Here is a 3,437-nt window from a genome sequence, read left to right as displayed (position 1 = left end):
GCACTACGCTGAAGGCCATCAGCGGATTGTTGGTCGCCGAGCGCGGCGAGGTCCGCCGCGGCGAAGTCCAGTTTCACGACCGCAATATCGGCACGCTGTCGCCGCAGCAACGCGTCCAACTCGGCATCGCCCACGTGCTCGAGGGACGGCGGGTGTTCGAGCATCTGACACCCGAGGAAAACCTGATCGCGGCTTCCGCGATCCGGAGCCGGGCCGACATGGCCCGCAACAAGGAGATGGTCTACAGCTATTTCCCGCGGCTTCACGAGCGGCGATCCAGCGCCGCCGGTTACCTATCGGGTGGCGAGCAGCAGATGCTGGCGATCGGGCGAGCGCTGATGACGCAGCCGAAACTGCTGATGCTGGACGAACCCAGCCTCGGGTTGGCGCCGTTTTTGGTTGCGGAAATCTTCCAAATCATCAGCCGCATCAACCGCGAGGAAGGTCTCTCGGTGCTGCTGGTCGAACAGAATGCGGTGGCAGCCCTCGAAATCGTCTCGCACGGCTACTTGATCGAGAGCGGTCGTGTCGTCATGCACGACACGGCGGAAGCGCTGAAGAGCAATCCGGATTCAGGAGTTCTATCTCGGCGGCGCAAAGGGAAAGAGTTTCCACGCCATCAAGCACTACAGCCGGCGGAAACGCTGGCTGACCTGATTACGACCAGCGAATAAGACAACAAACGACCAAAGGGAGAACCCAGATGAAATATCTATCGATTGCGGCCGGTGTCGCCTTGAGCGCGATCTCGATCCTATCGGCGAAAGCCGCCGACGCCGTGCGTTTTGGGCTCTGTTACGACCTTACCAAGGCATACACCTTCGTGACGCCGCAGGTGGCGCAGGCCGCCAAGGATTATGCGGATATCCTCAACGCACAAGGCGGCATCGAGGGTCACCCGGTGGAGATGGTGGTACAGGACCACGGCAACGAGCCGCAGCGCGGCATCGAATGCTACGAAAAGCTGAAGCGCGATGACGTGATGGTGTTCGATACGCTGTCGACACCGGTCTCCCGCGCCGTGCTCCCTCGCGGCATGAAGGATGGGAACATTCTAATTCAATCGCTCGTTGGGCGCGGCGACGCCGTCGACGGCGACGTCTTCAAGTGGGTATTCCCGATCGGCCCGACCTATTGGGGCCAAGCCGCCAACGACATCGAGTACATCAAGCAGAAATCCGGCGGCAACCTGAAGGGAGTCAAAATCGCGTTCCTCTACGTCGATTATCCGTTCGGACAAGAACCAATCGGTATCATCAAGACGCTGGCGGCTAAGGAAGGCTTCGATCTGCAACTGTTCCCCTATCCTTTGCCAGGCAATGACCAAGCCTCAGCATGGACCCAAATGCGCCGGTTTGCACCCGACTGGATCGTCAGTTGGAGCCTGTCAAACATGCACGTGATCGCCTCGCGTGAAATGAAGCGTAACGGCATTGCGCTCGACAAGTACGTCGCCGTCAACTGGATGAACGAGGTCGACATCAACAATATCGGCGCAGAGGCCGCTAAGGGAATTAAGCGCGGCACCAACGTCGCCGGCGGCTCCAACCATCCCTTGGTGCAGAAGATCATTAAGGAAGTCTACGATAGGGGCAAAGGCAACGGCGACCGCAAAAATCTCGACGACGTCTACTACAACACCGGCCTGGCGCTCTGGTCGATCGCGGTTGAAGGCGCGCGTCTTGCTATTAAGAAGCACGGCTGGCCGCTGACGCCGGAGAAGATAAAGGACGGCCTTGAAAGTATCAAGGATTACGACGCGAACGGCATGATCGCGCCGGTGACCGTGACCGCCAAGGATCATGGCGGCGGCGGCAAGACCCGCATAGAGATGTGGAACGGCAGCAAGTGGGTGCCGCAGACAGACTGGATTGCAGCCTATACTGACGACGTTTGGAACGTGGTGAAGACTCAGTCGGCTGACTACGCGAAGTCGGACGCAGTCAAGTAAGCCAAGATAGTCCCAAGAAAATGCGGTGTTGCGATGAAATCTCATCGCACCACTCCCTGGTCCACTGCTGGAAAGCTGAACCAAAGCGATCGCCCTACTGGAGCGTGGGCTCATTGCCGGGACGGCCAGCCGGCGCCTGTCTTCAGGTGTCTTGGCAAGATGCCATAAGCAAGCCCCGATCCCACTCCTGTAGTGTCAATGCCAGCAATGAGGAGCAGGCGTAGCGTTCCTAGAATGTGATTGTCCGTAAGAGGTTGCCCGTCGACACGAGCAGCAACAAGATAGCTGATGAGATCTTCGGATGGCGCGCATCGCCGCCGTTGCACCACGATGGCTGCCGGAGCGAAAGGCGGCAGCAATACAATCCGCGCCAGGCGATAGTGTGGGGGATCGGAGGTGATGGGCGGTGCCGGCGATTTTATGGGCGGCGGGGTCGCGCGTACTTGCAGACGGCGCGAGGAGAAAGCTTGCGTGTCATGTGCGACCTCCCGAATGTCCTTGTAGCGCGTAGGCAAGTATACCCCCTGAAACCGATTGGTATGCGCAACGGGACAAGAGCTGCGCAACTCGGCCCAGATCGGAAAGGGGTCTTCGATCCATCGTTGATCGAGGTGATCGAAGTCTGTTGCCCAATCCTCGACAGGCGGACGGATACTCAATTCTGCCCCCCAACAAGCGTTCAAAGATGACTTGCGGCCTAGCGAGCGACGCCGGAGCAGTCGCCGCATTCCCATTCACGCGATCAGCCAACCCTGCACGGCCGCAGCCTCCTGCCGACAATACTCGGGCGATCCCAGTATCTGACGGTTAAACGCTATGCGCTTGAACCAATAATGCAAGCCAAGCAGGTCAGCGAAGCCCATTCCTCCATGCACTTCTGTTGTCAGGCGTGCGACCTCTCTGAAGACCTCGCCCACATGGGCTTTCGCCTGCAAGGCCATAATCCGTGCTTCCTCGGGCTGTGCATCTTGCGCATGTGCCGCGTACCAAACCAATGCTCGACAGGGCTCCATAGTGTCGCCGGATCCGCGAACGTATGCTTGACAGCCTGAAAAAAACCGATGGCGCGATTAAACTGAACCCTCGCTTTCGAGTACTCGAGCGCTCGATCTAACATGGACTGCGCTGCTCCCAGCGAATCTGCCGCGAGGAAAACTCTTCCCGCATCAATCACGCCAGACATTGCTCGGCAGGCGTCGGCAGCGGCATCCAGAATGATCACTCTGGCCTCATTGAGTGCGTAATTCGTAATGGGCCGGGTGCGATCGAGGCTTGCGCGTACATCAACGGTCACTCCCGTCTCTCCAGCATCAACAAGAGCTGCCCGACCGTCGGGTAGAAACACGATGACGTGAGATGCGCTCCCGCGTCGAGTACTCCGGTCAAACGGCCACTGACCCTATTGCCGTCGAGCTCCGCTACGGCAATCGCGTCCCCGCGGGTCACTTCAAATTCCTCCGGGTGCGGTCAGTCAAACTCCTCCACC

At 58.9% G+C, this 3,437-nt stretch carries 4 protein-coding genes; 2 read left to right on the top strand and 2 right to left on the bottom strand.

What is annotated here, in order from left to right; translation table 11 throughout:
* Nucleotides 1-26: 26 nt before the first annotated feature.
* Together JHD07_RS35685 and JHD07_RS35680 are read left to right on the top strand one after the other, a co-directional pair.
* Nucleotides 27-674, top strand: a complete 648-nt coding sequence (locus JHD07_RS35685) for an ATP-binding cassette domain-containing protein (protein WP_366865763.1) — start codon at nt 27-29, stop codon at nt 672-674.
* Nucleotides 675-703: 29 nt separating this feature from the next.
* On the top strand, nt 704-1,951 hold the full coding sequence (locus JHD07_RS35680; protein WP_028139127.1) for an ABC transporter substrate-binding protein: 1,248 nt from the start codon (nt 704-706) through the stop codon (nt 1,949-1,951).
* A 734-nt stretch (nt 1,952-2,685) separates the two neighbouring features.
* Here the strand turns inward: JHD07_RS35680 and JHD07_RS35675 are convergent.
* Nucleotides 2,686-2,946 (bottom strand): acyl-CoA dehydrogenase family protein, encoded by a 261-nt coding sequence (locus tag JHD07_RS35675; protein WP_283805294.1) that lies wholly within the window; start codon nt 2,944-2,946, stop codon nt 2,686-2,688.
* Complete coding sequence (locus tag JHD07_RS35670; protein ID WP_291630741.1) at nt 2,835-3,134, bottom strand: acyl-CoA dehydrogenase family protein; 300 nt, start codon at nt 3,132-3,134, stop codon at nt 2,835-2,837. The genes JHD07_RS35675 and JHD07_RS35670 overlap by 112 nt, the downstream gene beginning before the upstream one ends.
* Nucleotides 3,135-3,437: the final 303 nt, after the last annotated feature.

The sequence above is a fragment of the Bradyrhizobium sp. genome (assembly GCF_016462955.1).
Taxonomy (GTDB): domain Bacteria; phylum Pseudomonadota; class Alphaproteobacteria; order Rhizobiales; family Xanthobacteraceae; genus Bradyrhizobium.
The sequence above is the reverse complement of the archived record's forward strand: the minus strand, read 5'-3'. Positions and strand labels throughout refer to the sequence as shown.